Origin of the sequence: Sphingomonas sp., from assembly GCF_013812825.1 — a bacterium.
In the GTDB taxonomy this organism is placed as follows: domain Bacteria; phylum Pseudomonadota; class Alphaproteobacteria; order Sphingomonadales; family Sphingomonadaceae; genus Sphingomicrobium.
Genome location: NZ_JACCSU010000040.1, coordinates 1 through 13,677, shown reverse-complemented (window position 1 = coordinate 13,677; position 13,677 = coordinate 1). Strand labels below are relative to the sequence as shown.

Annotated in this window: 14 protein-coding genes; 4 read left to right on the top strand and 10 right to left on the bottom strand. The window is 66.8% G+C overall.

Annotated features, from left to right (window positions below; genetic code table 11):
• Positions 1 to 10: 10 nt before the first annotated feature.
• From H0T81_RS05195 to H0T81_RS05180, 4 genes are all read right to left on the bottom strand, one after another.
• Positions 11 to 1,978, bottom strand: a complete 1,968-nt coding sequence (locus tag H0T81_RS05195; RefSeq protein WP_294010548.1) for a TIR domain-containing protein — start codon at positions 1,976 to 1,978, stop codon at positions 11 to 13.
• 45 nt (positions 1,979 to 2,023) lie between these two features.
• Complete coding sequence (gene thpR, locus H0T81_RS05190; protein WP_294010546.1) at positions 2,024 to 2,590, bottom strand: RNA 2',3'-cyclic phosphodiesterase; 567 nt, start codon at positions 2,588 to 2,590, stop codon at positions 2,024 to 2,026.
• A 98-nt stretch (positions 2,591 to 2,688) separates the two neighbouring features.
• Positions 2,689 to 3,102, bottom strand: coding sequence for a TIGR02588 family protein (locus tag H0T81_RS05185; RefSeq protein WP_294010544.1), 414 nt, complete (start codon positions 3,100 to 3,102; stop codon positions 2,689 to 2,691).
• Positions 3,103 to 3,109: 7 nt separating this feature from the next.
• On the bottom strand, positions 3,110 to 3,943 hold the full coding sequence (locus tag H0T81_RS05180) for a TIGR02587 family membrane protein (protein ID WP_294010543.1): 834 nt from the start codon (positions 3,941 to 3,943) through the stop codon (positions 3,110 to 3,112).
• A 243-nt stretch (positions 3,944 to 4,186) separates the two neighbouring features.
• Between H0T81_RS05180 and H0T81_RS05175 the strand changes: the two genes are divergently transcribed.
• Positions 4,187 to 4,930 carry a Bax inhibitor-1/YccA family protein gene (locus tag H0T81_RS05175; RefSeq protein WP_294010541.1) on the top strand — a complete coding sequence of 248 codons (744 nt, stop codon included), beginning with the start codon at positions 4,187 to 4,189 and terminating at the stop codon, positions 4,928 to 4,930.
• Positions 4,931 to 4,987: 57 nt separating this feature from the next.
• On the opposite strand, the gene H0T81_RS05170 is transcribed toward H0T81_RS05175, so the two are convergent.
• From H0T81_RS05170 to H0T81_RS05145, 6 genes are all read right to left on the bottom strand, one after another.
• On the bottom strand, positions 4,988 to 5,875 hold the full coding sequence (locus tag H0T81_RS05170; RefSeq protein WP_294010539.1) for a dienelactone hydrolase family protein: 888 nt from the start codon (positions 5,873 to 5,875) through the stop codon (positions 4,988 to 4,990).
• A complete protein-coding gene (locus H0T81_RS05165) occupies positions 5,868 to 6,509 on the bottom strand; it encodes a glutathione S-transferase family protein (protein WP_294010537.1) in 642 nt (213 codons plus the stop codon). The genes H0T81_RS05170 and H0T81_RS05165 overlap by 8 nt, the downstream gene beginning before the upstream one ends.
• 111 nt (positions 6,510 to 6,620) lie before the next feature.
• A complete protein-coding gene (locus H0T81_RS05160) occupies positions 6,621 to 7,124 on the bottom strand; it encodes a CinA family protein (protein ID WP_294010536.1) in 504 nt (167 codons plus the stop codon).
• Positions 7,121 to 8,854, bottom strand: coding sequence for a M28 family metallopeptidase (locus H0T81_RS05155; protein ID WP_294010534.1), 1,734 nt, complete (start codon positions 8,852 to 8,854; stop codon positions 7,121 to 7,123). Before H0T81_RS05155 ends, H0T81_RS05160 begins: the two co-directional genes overlap by 4 nt.
• A gap of 70 nt (positions 8,855 to 8,924) precedes the next feature.
• On the bottom strand, positions 8,925 to 11,261 hold the full coding sequence (gene clpA / locus H0T81_RS05150; RefSeq protein WP_294010533.1) for an ATP-dependent Clp protease ATP-binding subunit ClpA: 2,337 nt from the start codon (positions 11,259 to 11,261) through the stop codon (positions 8,925 to 8,927).
• A 101-nt stretch (positions 11,262 to 11,362) separates the two neighbouring features.
• Complete coding sequence (locus H0T81_RS05145; RefSeq protein ID WP_294010531.1) at positions 11,363 to 11,560, bottom strand: DUF1192 domain-containing protein; 198 nt, start codon at positions 11,558 to 11,560, stop codon at positions 11,363 to 11,365.
• A 76-nt stretch (positions 11,561 to 11,636) separates the two neighbouring features.
• Here H0T81_RS05145 and H0T81_RS05140 point away from each other — a divergent pair, with 76 nt between their 5' ends.
• From H0T81_RS05140 to H0T81_RS05130, 3 genes are all read left to right on the top strand, one after another.
• Entirely contained in the window at positions 11,637 to 12,647 is a 1,011-nt protein-coding gene (locus H0T81_RS05140) for an NAD(P)H-quinone oxidoreductase (protein ID WP_294010530.1), read from the top strand.
• A gap of 112 nt (positions 12,648 to 12,759) precedes the next feature.
• Complete coding sequence (locus tag H0T81_RS05135) at positions 12,760 to 13,443, top strand: DUF1013 domain-containing protein (protein WP_294010528.1); 684 nt, start codon at positions 12,760 to 12,762, stop codon at positions 13,441 to 13,443.
• 32 nt (positions 13,444 to 13,475) lie between these two features.
• Positions 13,476 to 13,677 (top strand): exodeoxyribonuclease VII small subunit (locus H0T81_RS05130; RefSeq protein ID WP_294010527.1); only part of this gene is annotated, 202 nt, incomplete at its 3' end.

The window sequence follows — 13,677 nt, the reverse complement described above, 5'->3', positions numbered from 1 at the left end:
CTGCGGAGTTTCAGATCGTCCTGCAAAGGGGCGGCGCGTTTGCGGCCGAGCAGAAGTCCGGGCGCTTGCCGGTCTTTCGCCAATAATGAATTAGCCCGAGCCGTTCGGCGACGGCGGCAAATTCGGGCTCCGCGCGGGCGCCGGCCATGCTCGGGTAGAACAGCCATTTTCGCACCCCGCTCCTTCCGGCCCGCTCGGCCGCCTCGATCCCCGCAAGGGCCTCGCGGTTGGCGCCTAGCGCACCGAGAAGCGTGACGGGGAGACGCCCCTGGAACTCTTCGGGAAGGGAGACGAGCCGCGCCGCGGCTGCGGCCTTGGCAACCTGGTCATTCGCCACGAGGGCGTGGAAAGCGGCGACCAGCGCCGACCCTAGTGGTGCCGGCACGTCGCTTTGCTTTTTCAGTATCGCAGCAGCAGCAGCATATTGGCCGGTGATCGGTGCCGTCGCCACGACCTTCTCGTCGGCATAGTTCGGCCTGCCAGCAAGGTCGGCCGCAGCGTCGAGATGTTTTTTTGCCTCATCGGGCCGGCCGACGATTAATAGCGCTTCGCCGAGCGAAAGCTGCGAACCGGATTTTAGTGCGAGGACATCGGTCGACCGCCGAAACTCGATGATCGCCTCGGCCGTCCGGCCCACTTCCTCGAGCAGATTGCCGTAGAAATGATGTTCGCAGCCGCACGGCAGCGGCCGGGCATCGAGCGACTGGCGGAGCAACGCCTCGCGACCTACCAGGTCGCGAGCGTCGATCAGATAGCTTTTGAAGGCAAGCGCTTCGCTGTTGGTCGGATCGAGGCCGATCGCCTTGTCGGACGCCTGGCGCCCCTGCGCCCTGACCGCCGCCATTTGCGCCGGGGACTGCTTGATTTGCGTTGTGTTCATCGCCGCCTTGGCGACCGCCGACCAGCCCCACGAGAAGTCCGGCGCAGCCGCAACGGTCTTGTCAGCGAAATCGAGCGCCTTGGTCGGCTCGAACTCGACCTCGCCGACATTGTGGCAATATTGAAAATAGTTGATCAGAATCGGATCGGGCAAAGCCCTGGGATAGGTGGTTGCGCCGAACAGGCCGCAGCGGACGAGGTTACCGGCGGCGACTGCGACCCGGCGCGGGACGCGCGAGAGCTGGTCGGCGGCGTAAGTGAAGTTGTGCGACCACAGCGTCGTTCCAGAGCGTTCGTTGGTGAGGCGCGCGATGACGCGAATCCTGTCGCCATCGCGGCGGATCGTTCCGCCGAGTGCGTAAGCGGGGTCGGTTCCTCCTGGCGCCTGCGTGGCGGTCGACACGCTGATCACTCCCTCGTCGCTGAAAGCGGCGAGGAATTCCTCGCTGAGCGCCTGCCCGATCGTTTCGGGCAATTCCGGCGACAGGCGCTCGAAGCCGGTCAAGCGAACCTGCATGCTGTGCGCCGCGGCGTCAGCGGGCCGAAGCAGCAGCCAGGCGGCGAGCCCGGCGGCGACGACCAGCGCCAGGACCGCGGCGACGACCATGGGCGCCTTGCGGTGTGCGGCTGTTCTGGCCGGGCGGGGCGGAACCGAATCGCCGCCGGCGGGGCCCTGGCTGCCGCACGAAATCTGCTCGAGCCGGCGATTGAGCGAATCGATCGACTTGTCCCAGCCTTCGAACGCGTCGATCCATTGGCGGGTCGACAGCTCGTAGGCGAAGGCGTCGCTCGGCTCGACGTCCTCGATCCGCACCGCCATCACTGGGATCCGGTGGCGGCTGACCAGCGACAGCTCCTTCTTGATCTCGTCGCTGTTGTTGGCGGCATCGGAAAACACCAGCACCATCGCCGGAGCGCCGCGGATCGCCCGGACGATCGCCTCCTGATAATTCTCGCCCGGCTCGACGTCGCGGCACGATATCCAGCATTTGGTGCCGCGGCGCTCGAGCGCCTTGCACAGCGCGAGCGCCTGCTTGCGGTCGCTGGTCGCGTAGCTGACGAACACCGGCCCGGCTGCGCGGCGCTGTTCGGTTGTCACGTGGCCTGGTTCGTTCACGCCTGTCCCCCGCCGGAACCGCAATGTTTATAGCCGCTTGCGCCGATTGGGAAGCCGCCGCTCAAGCAGCGGATAGTCGGCGACCTCCTCGTAGTGCGGGCCGTGGCGCGACAGGCGGCTTTCGTAAAGGATGAACCGGTCGACCGCGAAGCTCTCCGAGGCAAGCGCGCGGTTGCGCTCGAGGAAGGCCTGCGCGGCCGCGGCCTCGCGCCGGTTCCATCGGGCGAGGGTGACGTGCGGGTGGAACGCCCGGCGCTCGGGCTCGAGGCCGGCGCCGACACACGCGCGCTCGACCTTGGCGGCGAGCGCGGCAACGGGCTCCCGAGGCTGGACTCCCGCCCACAGCGCGCCGCCGCTTCGCTGCTCGAACATGCCGACGCCGGTGAGCCGCAGCTCGAAGGCCTCCGAGCGAATGCGGGACAGCGAAAGCGCGATGTCGTCGGCCAGCGGCCGCTCGACCTCGCCGATGAAGCGCAGCGTCAAATGGAGGTTGTCGTCCTGGACCCAGCGCAGCTCGGGCGAATCGCCCATCGCGTCGATCAGCAGGTCGCGAATGGCCTCGGGCGGACGGATGGCGACGAACAGGCGGTGCATCGCGGGCTTCTAGCGCAATGTCCGGCACGGGTGGAAAGCGGACACGTCGGAACCGACACGGAAGCTGCTGGACGGGCCCTTCGATCGATGCCGAGACGCTAGGGCACCTCGTACCCCGTCGCCCGCAGGTCAAGCGCGTGGCGCCGCGGGTCACGACTGAAGATCAGGCCAGCCCTCCGCTGTGAATGGCCAGGAAGGTAGTTCAAGGTCGCGTTGCTGGTCTCGACCGTCTGGCCGCCTTGCCTGAGTTCCCCCTGGATTTCCACGGCAGCGGCAGCGTGACCGGACCGGTTGGTCACTTCGAGCTCCACCACATGCGACCTTCCACTGCTGGCGATCGCGACCGGAGTGACCTCGAGGATCGGCGGCCCGCTCTCCTTCGAGGCAATTGCATCCATGGCGATGAACGTCAAAATGCCGATCACGAGCAGGGCGCCGATGGCCGCTGCCATCCATTCGAGCAGCGAGGGCCCGTTGCGCTCCTTCTCTCTCTTTTCCTTGAGTTCAACCATCGCCCTGTCAGACCACCAGCCGGGCAATGGCGGCGCCGATCGCGCCCGGGAACGCCAGCACTGCCACCATCGAGGCAATCTGCGGCGCGCTCACTCCGTCGGTGCGCCCGAATGTCCACAGAACGTAGAGGCTGACGAGCAGCGCGATGCCGTAGCCGACGATGCTGAAACGAAAGAAGGTGCCCAGAAAGCCCGTCGCGCCCGGCGGCTTCTTCTCACCCTTGAAGCCGACGGTGTAGACGAGCGCGTGAAGCAGCACGATCGAGACGAGCACGAGCGCCAGGCTGTGCCAAGCGGTCATGCGGAACGAAATCAGGACCATCTCGTCAGTTGGCGCGAGGTTGAAGCCAAGGAACAGCGCTCCCGCCATCATCAGGAAGAGCTGCGCAACATAGCCGCTTCGCGCTTGCTGCTCGGCGGTCTTCCTGCCTTCGCCGAGCTGCTTGCCGGCAAGCATTGCGCCGAAGCTTGCCGGCACCGACTGAACCGCAACCTTTCCGATGATCTCGCCATGGGGCATGCCTGGCTCGATGACCCCGAACAGCCACAGCGCCGTCGCCGACGCAACGACGCCGAGGGCATAGGCGGAAAGCGCGTCGAGCAGGTCGTCCATCCAGCTCACCGTCGCCTCGAACCCGGAGACATGGGAAAGTCCCACCAGAACCACCAGGTTCACCAGCAGGAATTGCAGCAGCCGGAGCCTGTCCAGGTAGAAGCCAAGCCACCACATCTCCATGGTCATCAGCAGCGGCAGGCTGAAGATGACGGCGCCGGCCAGTGCCCGGCCGAGCCCCTTTGCATAGGCCCGATTGGCATCAGGTTCGAAGTTGACCAGTTGCATGCGGGCCATCGGAAATCGTTGCGTTCGCCCAACGAGGATTCCACCCACGCAGTTCCAAATGGCGGCCGGGTGGGGTCACCAGGACGGCCGAAATGAACGCGGGACGCTCGCCTAATGTCCGCAATGGGTGGAAAGCGGGCATTCAGCTTTGAGCGCCGATGTCCGTATTTCCTTGAATCCCCTTCGGCCATCCACGATATATTGGAGGCGTGAAGGGCCATTCGCCCTTACAGAGGAGATGAGATGCAGAACCAGTTCGACCCGCGCACGCGAACGACCGGCGTAAATCCCGCCGTCTCGGTCGGCGTCCCGCGCGCCGCCCGCGACGCGGGCCTTCGGTCCTACATGCTTTCGGTCTACAACTACATGGCCTCGGGCGTGCTCCTGACCGGCATCGTCGCGATGCTGTTCGCGAGCAGCGGCATGGCCGCGCAAGTGTTCCAGGGGGGCGGCGTGCTGCCCTGGCTGATCATCCTGTCGCCACTGGCGATCGTCATCGCCATGAGCTTCGGCCAGAACCGGATGTCGACCGCGACGCTGCAGATGCTGTTCTGGTCGTTCGCCACCCTGATGGGCCTGTCGATGTCGACCATCTTCCTGGTCTACACCGGCGTGTCGATCGCCCAGACGTTCTTCGCGGTCTCGGCCGGCTTCCTCGGCCTGTCGCTGTGGGGCTACACGACCAAGAAGGATCTCAGCGGCTGGGGCACGTTCCTGATCATGGGCGTGGTCGGCCTGATCGTCGCGATGGCCATCAACTTCTTCTTCCTCAAGTCGGCTGGAATGCAGATGGCGATCAGCGCCATTGGCGTTCTCATCTTCGCCGGCCTGACCGCCTACGACACGCAAAAGATCAAGAGCATGTACGCCTATGTCGCCGGGACAGACATGATGGGCAAGGTCGTGATCATGGGGGCGCTCAACCTCTACCTCGACTTCATCAATATGTTCATGTTCCTGCTCAACTTCATGGGCAGCCGCGAATAGAGGCGGCACAATCTAGCCATCACCAGGAGGGCCGTCCGGCAACGGGCGGCCCTTTTTTCATGCGCTCAGATGCTTGCGGAAGAAGCGCAGCGTGCGCTTCCAGGCGAGGCCGGCGGCGGCCTTGTCGTAGCGCTCGGCCGAAGTGTCGTTGTTGAACGCGTGGTTGGCGCCTTGGTAGTTGAAGTAGGTGACGGGCTTGCCGGCCGCCCGAAGCGCGGTGATCCATGGCCACAGCGTCTGCGCGATGCGGGCGTCGAGCCCGGCGTGGTGGATCATCAGCGGCGCCTGCACCTTTGATGCTTCCGACCGGTCCGGCGCCGGCCCGTAATAGACGACCCCGGCGTCGAGCCGGTCGCCGGCGGCGACGGCCAGGCGGTTGACGAAGCCGCCGCCCCAGCAAAACCCGACCGCTCCGACCTGCGGCCCGCCGTCGACGCGCGCCTTGAGCTCGCCGATCATCTCGACGGCCGCCGCGGTCGAAGCCGCGAGATCGAGCTTGCCGATCGCCTCTCGCGCCGAGTCCTCGTCCGCGGGCGTGCCGCCCGACGGCGACAGGAAATCGGGAGCGACCGCGTAGAAGCCGGCGACCGCGAGCCGCCGGGTGACGTCCTTGATATGGGCATTGAGGCCGCGGTTCTCGTGGATCACCATCACCGTCGGGCGCCGCGGCGGCGCCTTGGCCTGCTCGGCGATATAGACCGAATGGCGCGGGAATTTGCCCGTTCCAAGCAGCGAACCGGTCGAGGTGCGGATCCGGCGGTCGTTCTCGGGGATGATCGCAGCGGCGGCGGGGCTTGCCGAGATCGCTCCGATCAGCGCCTCGGCGGCCGCCACGCTGCCGGCCAGGGCGACCATCCGGCGCATGAACAGCCGGCGGTCCATGCCTTCGTGGGTGAAGCGGTCGTAGAGGGCGATCGCCTGGCTGCGGATGTCGTCGTCAAGCATCGGCTTTTTCCTGTTTCGCCTGGATTTCGGCGATCAGCCTGCCGTCGATCTCGTGCGCGCGTCGGAACGCATCCCGGTCGGTCATCCGCGCCGCATAATCGGTGAACGCCGGCCGCGGCTCGATCAGCTTGAATTGCAGCATGAAGTTCACATAGGCGCCGACAAACAGGTCGGCGGCGGTGAAGCGGTTGCTCGCGATGTACTCGCGGCCGGTGAGCGCCTTTTCGAGCGTGTTGATGGCGAGGTCGTAATTGCCGTAGCCGATCGTCGCCTGCTTGTCGGCGGGCGGATCCCACCCGAGCGCCCGATTGCTGAACGCGGCTTCGACCGGGCCCGAGGTGAAGAAGATCCAGCGGTAATAGTCGGCGCGCTGCGACGGCGGCGGCGCCAGCCCGGCTTGCGGAAAGGCGTCGGCCAGATAGCAGCAGATCGCGGCAACCTCGGTCACCACTTTGCCCGAGTGCCGGATCGCCGGGACCTTGCCCATCGGGTTGATCGACAGATAGGGCTCGGCCTTCATCGTCGATCCATATTCGAGGATCTCGGTCTCGTAAGGCTCGCCGACCTCCTCGAGCAGCCAGCGGACCGTCTGACCGCGGGACATCGGGTGGGTGTAGAAGGTGATTTCGGACATCCCTGGTCTCCTAGCGCGCAGCAAGCCTGAAGATTAGCCGGAGCGATCGCCAACGGCCAGCGAAGCGAAAGGCCGGCAGGCAGGGGAACGCCGCCGCGCCCGAGCGGCGGACTAGAGCGCTTCCTCGAGCATCTCCAGCATGGTCCGAAGCGACTGGACCCGCACCGGGCCGCGGCCCGCCGGACCGAAATGCTCGACTCGATGTTTGGTGGGCCCGCCCCTCCGGGCGAGCGCGAAATGGACCAGGCCCTCCTCGCAGCCGTCGCCGGCCGGGCCGGCGAAACCGGTGACTGCGATGGCGATGTCGGCCTTCGAGCGGTCGAGCGCTCCTTCGGCCATCGCCTGGGCGACGGGTTCGGACACCGCTTCGTTCTGGTCGAGCAGCTCGGCGTCGATGCCGAGCAGGTCGCGTTTCGACTGCTTGGTGTAGGCGACGAAGCCGCGCTCGAAGCCGTGGCCGGCGCCCTCGATGTCGGTCAGGAGCGCGGCGAGCATTCCGCCGGTGCAGCTCTCGGCCGTGGCGATGGTCAGCTCCTGGTCGCACAACCGGCGCATCAGCCGCTCCGCCTGGCGGTCGAGCTGGTCGGGAAGCGCCGGCTCGAGCGTTGCGCTCAACCGCGCTCTCCGTCTCGCGGCGGGACCGGCGGTACCGGCTGCGGCGGCGCAGTCGGCGTTGGCGCGCGTTCGCCGGCGGTCCGGTCGCGGGTGGAGCGGAACTGGCTGTCCTCGCTCCAGTTCGGCCAGTCGTTCGAATTGGCGAGCCGGTAGCCGACGGCGTGGAGCAGTTGCCCGTCCCGGGCGATGCCGGTGAAATCCCAGCTCGGCAGATATTCGTCGTCCTGCTGGTGATAGCGCTTGGCGGTATAGTCGGTGAGCATCGCCATGCCGCGCTCGCGGCCGCCGTTGACCAGGTCCGTTCCCGATCGCCAGGAGATCGCCGGGACCCCCGCCTTGGCGAACGGGAAATGGTCGGAGCGGAAGAAGCTTCCCGCCTCGGGGCGCGGGTCGCCGGCCATCGTCCGGCCGCTGCGGCCAGCTTCGGCGACGAGCGCGTCGATCAGGTCGAGCTTGGCGGTGCCGGCGATCCCGAAGTCGCGCGCCGGCCCCCATACGGCCATCGAGTCGGTGTTGAGGACGGCGACCGTCTTGCCGAGCGGGTAAAGCGGGTTGGCGACGTAATATTCGGTGCCCAGAAGCCCCTTTTCCTCCGCTCCGACGGCGAGGAACAGGACCGAGCGCTGGGTCCGCGGGCGGCGCGCGAAAGCCCGCGCCTGCTCGATCAAATGGGCGATGCCGGTGGCGTTGTCGAGCGCTCCGTTGAAGATCCGGTCGCCGTTGGAGTCGGGCTCGCCGATCCCCAGATGGTCGTGGTGCGCGGTGTAGATCACCGTCTCGTCGGGGCGGGTCCGGCCCGGGAGCAAGGCGGCGACGTTGTAGGACGTGATCGTCTCGGCCTTCGCGTTGACCTGGGCGGTCAGGAAGGATCGGAGGTCGACCGGCTGGAAGTCGCGGCGCTTGGCGGCTTGCTTGGCGGCTTCGAAATCGAGGCCCGCCGAACGGAACAAAGCGACCGCCGTGTCGCGCTGGATCCAGCCCTCGATGGGCGCATGGTCGGCGGCCGGGTTCGCCCGGACGATGTCGAACATGGTGTTGGTGTTGCTGTTCTTGACCGTCGCCCAGCCGTAGGACGCCGGCTCGGTCTCATGGATCACCAGCACGCCGGCCGCGCCGCGCTTGGCGGCTTCCTCATATTTGTAGGTCCAGCGGCCGTAATAGGTCATCGACCTGCCGTCGAAATTGCCCTCGCCGCCTTCGAAATCGGGGTCGTTGACGAGGACCAGGATGACCTTGCCACGCACGTCGGTGTTCTTGAAGTCGTCCCACTGCCGCTCGGGCGCGGTGGCTCCGTAGCCCGCGAAGATGATCGGCGCGGCGTTCACCGCCACCTGCTGCTGGCCGTTCAGTGGCGAGCGGACCGCGATCTGCTCGCCCTGGGTCAGCGGGACCGTCCCCGCTGGAGTGCGGAACTGGAGCTGCGGAGTGCCGACGATATCGGACTTGAGGAGCGGCACCCGCTGCGTCCACTGGCGCTTGCCGGCGACCAATTCGCCGCCCGGCCGAAGCCCCGCGGCGCGGAACTCTCGGATCAGATAATCGACGGTCATCCGCTCGGCCCGGGTCGCCGGAGCGCGGCCTTCGTAGGCGTCGGAGCCGAGCGTTCGGACATGGCGCTGAAGGCGCGCCGGGTCGAACGTCGGCGCGGACTGGGCGGGGGCCTGGGCGGCAAGGGGCGGAACCGCGACGAGCGCCATCGCGCTTGCGGCCAGCCAGAAGATGCGAGTCATTGGAAACCTACTCCCTGCTCGTGACGGCTTCGCGGAGGAAGACGAGCCGAGCGGCAATAGGTTTCATGGATCAGGCTTCGGCGTTGCCGTCCTTGGCCTTGGCCTTGACGCCGGCCTTGCCGCCTTTGCCCTTGGACTTGCCGACCTTGGGCGGCGATGGGGTGATCTCGAACGCCGGCGCATTGTCCTTGATCCGCACCTTGACCTCGCCGCCGTTGACCAGCTTGCCGAACAGCAGCTCCTCGGCCAGCGGCTGCTTGATCTTTTCCTGGACCAGGCGGCCCATCGGGCGGGCGCCGTAGAGCTTGTCGTAGCCGCGCTCGGTCAGCCAGGCGCGAGCGTCGTCGTCGAGGTCGATATGGACTCCGCGATCGGCCAGTTGCAGCTCGAGCTGGAGGATGAACTTGTCGACCACCCGGGCGACCACCGCCGGCGGCAAATAGGAGAAGGGCACGATCGCATCGAGGCGGTTGCGGAACTCGGGCGTGAACATCTTCTTGACCGCATCCTCCTGGGCGTCCTCGCGGCTCATCGCCCCGAAGCCGATGCCTTCGCGCGCCATGTCCGCCGCGCCGGCGTTCGTGGTCATGATCAGGATCGAGTTGCGGAAATCGACCGTCTTGCCGTGGTGGTCGGTCAATTTGCCGTGGTCCATGATCTGCAACAGGATGTTGAACAAATCCTGGTGGGCCTTCTCGATCTCGTCGAGCAGGAGGACGCTGTGCGGGTGCTGGTCGATCGCGTCGGTCAGTAGCCCGCCCTGGTCGTAGCCGACGTAGCCGGGGGGCGCTCCGATCAGCCGGCTGACCGAGTGCCGCTCCATATATTCCGACATGTCGAAGCGCTGCAGCGGGATGCCCATGATCGAGGCGAGCTGGCGCGCGACCTCGGTCTTGCCGACTCCGGTCGGGCCGGAGAACAGATAATTGCCGATCGGCTTGTCGGGATCACGAAGCCCGGCGCGCGACAGCTTGATCGCCGACGCCAGTTTCTCGATCGCCATGTCCTGGCCGAACACGACCCGCTTCAGGTCCGCGTCGAGGGTCTCCAGGACGCGCTTGTCGTCGGTCGACACCGACTTGGGGGGGATTCGAGCGATGGTCGCGACCACCGCCTCGATCTCCTTGGGAGTGATCACCTTCTTGCGGCGCGACGGCGGCACCAGCATCTGCATCGCCCCGACCTCGTCGATCACGTCGATCGCCTTGTCGGGCAGCTTGCGGTCGTGGATGTAGCGGGCCGACAGCTCGACCGCGCTCTTGATCGCGTCGGGCGTGTAGCGGACTCCGTGGTGGCCCTCGAACGACGGGCGCAGCCCGGCGATGATCTTGATCGTGTCCTCGATGGTCGGCTCGTTGACGTCGATCTTCTGGAACCGGCGAAGCAGCGCCCGGTCCTTCTCGAAATGGTTGCGGAACTCTTTGTAGGTCGTCGAGCCGATGCAGCGGATCGTGCCCGACGACAGCGCGGGCTTGAGGAGGTTGGAGGCGTCCATCGCCCCGCCGCTGGTCGCTCCGGCGCCGATCACGGTGTGGATCTCGTCGATGAACAGGATCGCATGCTCGAGTTTCTCGAGCTCGCCGACGACCGATTTCAGCCGTTCCTCGAAATCGCCGCGGTAGCGGGTGCCGGCCAGCAGTGCGCCCATGTCGAGTGCGTAGATGACGGCGGGCTTCAACACGTCGGGCACGTCGCCCTCGATGATCTTGCGCGCCAACCCCTCGGCAATCGCGGTTTTGCCGACCCCCGGGTCGCCGACGTACAGCGGGTTGTTCTTCGAGCGTCGGCACAGGATCTGCACCGTCCGGTCGACCTCGGGCATCCGGCCGATCAGCGGATCGACCTTGCCCTGGCGCGCCTTCTCGTTGAGGTCGACGGTAAACTGCTTGAGGGCGCTCTCCTTCTTGCCCTCGGACTTGTCGCTCTTTTCCTCGGAGCCGGTGACCTCTCGAGTTTCGGCGGGAGTGTCGCCCTTGCCGACTCCGTGGCTGATGTAGGTCACCGCATCGAGGCGGCTCATGTCCTGCTGCTGGAGGAAAAAGACCGCGTAGCTTTCGCGTTCGGAGAACAAAGCGACCAGCACGTTGGCGCCGGTGACCTCGTCGCGGCCGGATGACTGGACGTGGAGGATCGCCCGCTGGACGACGCGCTGGAAGCCGCTGGTCGGGGTCGGGTCGGTGCCGCTGTCGGCGACTAGGGCCCCCAATTCATTGTCGAGATATTGCTTGACGCTGGCGCGCAGCTCGTCGCGGCTGACCCCGCACGCGGCCATCACCTTGGACGCATGCTCGTCGTCGACCAGGGCGATCAGGAGATGCTCGAGGGTCGCATATTCGTGGCGACGCCGGCTGGCTTCCCCCAGCGCGTTGTGGAGGGTCTGTTCGAGCTCGCGGGCGAAACTGGGCATTGGGACGAAAACTCCTCGCCCGAACCAGGACCGTCGGGCTCCTCCCCAATGTCATACGGGGAGGCGCTTCAATCAAGTGTGAACGCCCCCTTTTCGGTGGATTATCGCTTGAACAGCTCTTCGGCGGCCGAGCGGTCGCGGTTGACGCGCTCGATATGCGCTTCGACCCGGGCGATCTCGGCCTGGAGGATCGCGATTCGCTCGTTGAGCTCCTCGATCGACAGCGGATCGAGGTCCTGGCGGATGAGGCCGGCCAGCGGATCGGCGGGTTTGTCGGGGAACAGCTCGTCGAGGTCCATGGCGCGCAAATCGTTGACCCGCTCGGGGCGCGTGTCAATAAGCTCGCGCCAGGTGAACAGCGCAATCCCTTCCCGAATGAGGGCCGTCGTGGCGCCGCAGCCGGACGGTGCCGAAGATCTCCAGATCACCGAGCGCCCGGTGCCTCGGGCGGGCCCGGGCGAAGTGCTGATCGAGGTCGCGGCGGCGGGGGTCAACCGCCCCGACATCCTCCAGCGGCGCGGCCTGTATCCGCCGCCGCCTGGAGCCCCGGACATCCTCGGCCTCGAGGTCGCCGGAACGGTGGTCGAAGCCGGTGAAGGGGCCGAGAATCTAGCCGGCATGGCGGTGTGCGCGCTGGTCGCCGGCGGCGGCTACGCCGAATATTGCGTGGCGCCGGCCGGAACCTGCCTGCCGGTGCCGGAAGTGATGAGCCTGGTCGAGGCGGCGGCGATGCCCGAGACCTTGTTCACGGTATGGGTCAATTTGTTCGAGCGCGGCTTTGCCGCCGATGGCGACTGGGTGCTGGTCCACGGCGGCACCAGCGGCATCGGCACCATGGCGATTGCGCTCGGGCGCCTGTTCGGCCTCGAGGTCATCGTCACCTGCGGATCGGATGAAAAATGCGCTGCGGCGCTGGAGATCGGCGCGGCGGCGGCGATCAATTACAAGACCCAGGACTTCGTCGCCGAGGCCAAGCGCCTGACTGGCGGGCGCGGGGTGGCGGTCGTGCTCGACATGGTGGGCGGCGACTATCTGCCGCGCAACCTCGCCGCGCTCGCCAACGACGGGCGGCACGTGTCGATCGCCTTCCAGCGCGGGGCCAAGGCCGAGCTGGTGATCCCCGAGATCATGGCCCGGCGGTTGACCTTGACGGGGTCGACGCTTCGGCCGCGGTCGGTCGAGTTCAAGACCATGGTCGCCGACGAGATCGCCAACACGGTCTGGGCCTATGCCGAAGGGGGTCGCCTGAAGCCGGTGATCGACCGCGTCTTTCCGCTCGACAAGGCGGCCGAGGCGCACGCTCGGATGGAGGCCGGCGAGCATGTCGGCAAGATCGTGCTGGCGGTGAAGGTTCAGGAGCAAGCAGCGGGGAGCGCGCGCGCTTGAGAATCCTTGCCCTGCGCGCTTCGCAGGACTAAACCGCCGGTTCGATGGCCGCTCCGCGAGGGGCGGCCCTATTCGTTTGTAATGGAGTTCAAAATCCGTGGCGCAGCCCCTCATGCCGCATGCGACCGCCTCCTGGCTGGTCGAGAATAGTTCGCTCACTTTCGAGCAGATCGCCGACTTCTGCGGCCTCCACATCCTCGAGGTGCAGGCGATCGCCGACGATACCGCGGCAACCAAGCTGACCGGGCGCGACCCGGTCCGCGCCGGGGAGCTGACCCACGAGGAGATCGAGAAGGGCCAGGCCGACCCCGACTGTCGGCTGACCATGCACAAGGCGCCGGACCCGGTCCGCCGCACCCGCGGTCCGCGCTACACGCCGGTCAGCAAGCGCCAGGACAAGCCCGACGGGATCGCGTGGATCATCCGCAACCACCCGGAGGTCAGCGACGGCCAGATCGGCAAACTGATCGGCACGACGCGCACCACCATCGCCGCGATCCGCGAGCGCACCCACTGGAACATGGCCAACATCCAGCCCAAGGACCCGGTGACGCTCGGCCTGACCAGCCAGCGCGAGCTCGATGCGGCGATCGCCAAGGCGGCCAAGGCGGCGGGCACCCCGGCCTATGTCGACACGACGCTCGACAGCGACCGGCTGGCGCTGATCGACGAGCTGCGCGCCGAGCGCGACCAGCATGCGCGCGACGCCGAAGCGGCGCTGGCCGCGGCCGAAGCGGGGGAGCCCGATACGTCGGACGAGATCCTCCCCGGCATCAAGGACCCGTTCAAGCGTTGATTCCAGACCGCCGAGAGGCCAAGGTCTGACCAATGGAACAGGGCGACATCGAGACCATGAGCTTCGAAGCGGCGCTGGCCGAGCTCGAAGGCATCGTCCGCGGCCTAGAGCAGGGGCAGGCGCCGCTCGATGAGTCGATCGAGCTTTACCAGCGCGGCGACAAATTGAAGCGCCATTGCGAGGCGCGGCTGAAAGCGGCGCAGGCGCGGATCGAAAAGATCGCGCTCGGCCCGG

Coding starts and splice junctions, on each gene's coding strand:
- H0T81_RS05145 (WP_294010531.1), bottom strand. CDS start 11,560: ATGGACCTCGACGAGCTGTTCCCCGACAAACCCGCCGATCCGCTGGCC.
- H0T81_RS05175 (WP_294010541.1), top strand. CDS start 4,187: ATGCAGAACCAGTTCGACCCGCGCACGCGAACGACCGGCGTAAATCCC.
- H0T81_RS05135 (WP_294010528.1), top strand. CDS start 12,760: ATGCCGCATGCGACCGCCTCCTGGCTGGTCGAGAATAGTTCGCTCACT.
- H0T81_RS05180 (WP_294010543.1), bottom strand. CDS start 3,943: ATGCAACTGGTCAACTTCGAACCTGATGCCAATCGGGCCTATGCAAAG.
- H0T81_RS05165 (WP_294010537.1), bottom strand. CDS start 6,509: ATGTCCGAAATCACCTTCTACACCCACCCGATGTCCCGCGGTCAGACG.
- H0T81_RS05140 (WP_294010530.1), top strand. CDS start 11,637: ATGAGGGCCGTCGTGGCGCCGCAGCCGGACGGTGCCGAAGATCTCCAG.
- clpA (WP_294010533.1), bottom strand. CDS start 11,261: ATGCCCAGTTTCGCCCGCGAGCTCGAACAGACCCTCCACAACGCGCTG.
- H0T81_RS05170 (WP_294010539.1), bottom strand. CDS start 5,875: ATGCTTGACGACGACATCCGCAGCCAGGCGATCGCCCTCTACGACCGC.
- thpR (WP_294010546.1), bottom strand. CDS start 2,590: ATGCACCGCCTGTTCGTCGCCATCCGTCCGCCCGAGGCCATTCGCGAC.
- H0T81_RS05185 (WP_294010544.1), bottom strand. CDS start 3,102: ATGGTTGAACTCAAGGAAAAGAGAGAGAAGGAGCGCAACGGGCCCTCG.
- H0T81_RS05155 (WP_294010534.1), bottom strand. CDS start 8,854: ATGACTCGCATCTTCTGGCTGGCCGCAAGCGCGATGGCGCTCGTCGCG.